Source organism: Mesorhizobium sp. M2A.F.Ca.ET.037.01.1.1 (genome assembly GCF_003998075.1).
Lineage (GTDB): Bacteria > Pseudomonadota > Alphaproteobacteria > Rhizobiales > Rhizobiaceae > Mesorhizobium.
This window is the reverse complement of sequence record NZ_RZSA01001080.1, coordinates 1-2,073: the sequence shown is the minus strand read 5'-3', so window position 1 is coordinate 2,073 and position 2,073 is coordinate 1. Positions and strand designations below refer to the sequence as shown.

Here is a 2,073-nt window from a genome sequence, read left to right as displayed (position 1 = left end):
GCCCGAGATAGCCCGCATTGTTAACGAGAATATCGACCCGGCCGCTCTCGGCGATCACTTCGCTCAGGGCTTTTCCGATATCGCCTGCCTTGGTTACATCCACCGTTTGGCTGCGGGTTCCGTCGAGTGGCGCTGGATCGGCATCCCATATCCAGACGTCGCATCCCGATCGCGCCAGTTGCATGGCCACGGCCTTGCCGATGCCCCTCGACCCACCGGTCACGATCGCCGTCTTGCCGGCGAAATCGAACGTCACAGCCATGGCTGATCCCTCAAGACAAGATTCTGCTCCTAGGCAGAACGTCCGTCAATCGGCGGGACCAGCGGCTAGAGCATGTCTCCCGACAGTGGGAACCGGTCTCGGGATAAAGACATGCGTAAGTCAAAGACCTGAAGCGCATCGAGCGAATCCGAAGGACTGCGACGCGCTTTAGATCGCCTGGATGTCGCCCCTCGCCCAGCCTTCGGCGATCTCGGCGGCGCGCGCTTCAAAAGCCTGCGCCTCGATGGCTGCCCGGATGTCCTGCATCAGCTTCTGATAATAGGACAGGTTGTTCCAGGTCAGCAGCATCGCTCCGAGCGACTCTTGCGAGCGCACCAGGTGATGCAGATAGGCGCGCGAGTAATCGCGCGCCGCAGGGCAATCGCTTTCCTCGTCGAGCGGCCGCGGATCGTCGGCATGGCGGGCATTCCTGAGATTGACCTTGCCGCGGCGCGTATAGGCGAGGCCATGCCGGCCGGCCCGCGTCGGCATCACGCAGTCGAACATGTCGATGCCGCGGGCTACCGATTTCAATATATCGTCCGGCGTGCCGACGCCCATCAGATAGCGCGGTCTGTTGGCCGGCAATTCCGGGCAGGTGATGTCGAGCATCTCCAGCATCACCGACTGCGGCTCACCGACCGCCAGCCCGCCGACGGCATAGCCTTTCAGATCCATCGCCTTCAGCGCCTGCGCCGAACGCACGCGCATCGGCGCGCTGTCGCCGCCCTGGACGATGCCGAACATCGCCTTGCCCGGCTGATCGCCGAACGCAATCTTGCAGCGCTCGGCCCAGCGCAGCGACAATTCCATGGCGCGCTCGATCTCCTTAGGTTTGGCCGGAAGCGCTGTGCATTCGTCGAGCTGCATCTGGATGTCGGAATCGAGCAGTCCCTGGATCTCGATCGACCGCTCCGGCGACATTTCATAAGGTGCGCCATCGATATGCGAGCGGAAGGTGACGCCCTGTTCGGTCAGTTTACGGAGCTTCGACAGCGACATGACCTGGAAGCCGCCGCTGTCGGTCAGGATCGGATGCGGCCAGCGCGCGAACTCGTGCAGGCCGCCGAGCCTGGCTACGCGCTCGGCGCCTGGCCGCAGCATCAGATGGTAGGTGTTGCCCAAAATGATGTCGGCGCCGACGCCGCGCACCTGGTCCATATACATAGCTTTGACGGTGCCGCCGGTGCCGACCGGCATAAAGGCCGGCGTGCGGATTTCGCCGCGCGGCATCGAGACAAGACCGCGCCTGGCCTTGCCGTCGCTGGCAAGCACCTTGAAGGAAAAAGTCTCAGCCATTGAATTCCTTGTCGTGCACCGGCGCATCGGGCGCCTGCTCGTCGAGCGACTGCCGGTAGCGGATGCAGCCGCGCATGAATTTCGGCCATGGCGGCACGGCGATCGACGGCTCGGTCTTTTCCGGCAAAAGGTCCCAGAGGTCGGGATGATGCCAGCACAGATCATGCCCGGTCGTGTCGCGATGCGCGCGGATGCCGGCGCGCAGCTTCCTCACTTCCGCGATCAGCCTATTGCGGTCCATGCCGTTGAGATCATCGTCCATCGCTCGTCTCCGCTCGGTAAAGCAGGCTGGCATCGCCATAGGAATAGAACCTGTAGCGGTTCTCGATGGCATGCGCATAGGCCGAGCGCATCGTCTCCAGCCCACTGAAGGCTGAGACCAGCATGAACAGTGTCGAGCGCGGCAGATGGAAATTGGTCATCAACATGTCGGCGGTGCGGAAGCGGTAGCCGGGCGTGATGAAGATATCGGTCGGCCCGGACCAGGCCTCGATCCTGCCATCGTCGCGCGC

Annotated in this window: 4 protein-coding genes; all 4 read right to left on the bottom strand. The window is 63.0% G+C overall.

Features of this window, described 5'->3' with window-relative positions; translation table 11 throughout:
• Window positions 1-262: SDR family NAD(P)-dependent oxidoreductase (locus tag EOA27_RS33615; RefSeq protein WP_127258421.1), on the bottom strand; the 262-nt coding region annotated here is incomplete at its 3' end.
• A gap of 168 nt (window positions 263-430) precedes the next feature.
• Entirely contained in the window at window positions 431-1,561 is a 1,131-nt protein-coding gene (gene tgt / locus EOA27_RS33610; RefSeq protein WP_126082586.1) for a tRNA guanosine(34) transglycosylase Tgt, read from the bottom strand.
• Window positions 1,554-1,823 (bottom strand): hypothetical protein, encoded by a 270-nt coding sequence (locus EOA27_RS33605; protein WP_126082585.1) that lies wholly within the window; start codon window positions 1,821-1,823, stop codon window positions 1,554-1,556. Before EOA27_RS33605 ends, tgt begins: the two co-directional genes overlap by 8 nt.
• Window positions 1,813-2,073, bottom strand: a 261-nt coding sequence (locus tag EOA27_RS33600; RefSeq protein WP_189562232.1) for an S-adenosylmethionine:tRNA ribosyltransferase-isomerase, incomplete at its 5' end; no start/stop codon positions are given. The genes EOA27_RS33600 and EOA27_RS33605, both read right to left, overlap by 11 nt.

Coding starts and splice junctions, on each gene's coding strand:
- tgt (WP_126082586.1), bottom strand. CDS start 1,561: ATGGCTGAGACTTTTTCCTTCAAGGTGCTTGCCAGCGACGGCAAGGCC.
- EOA27_RS33605 (WP_126082585.1), bottom strand. CDS start 1,823: ATGGACGATGATCTCAACGGCATGGACCGCAATAGGCTGATCGCGGAA.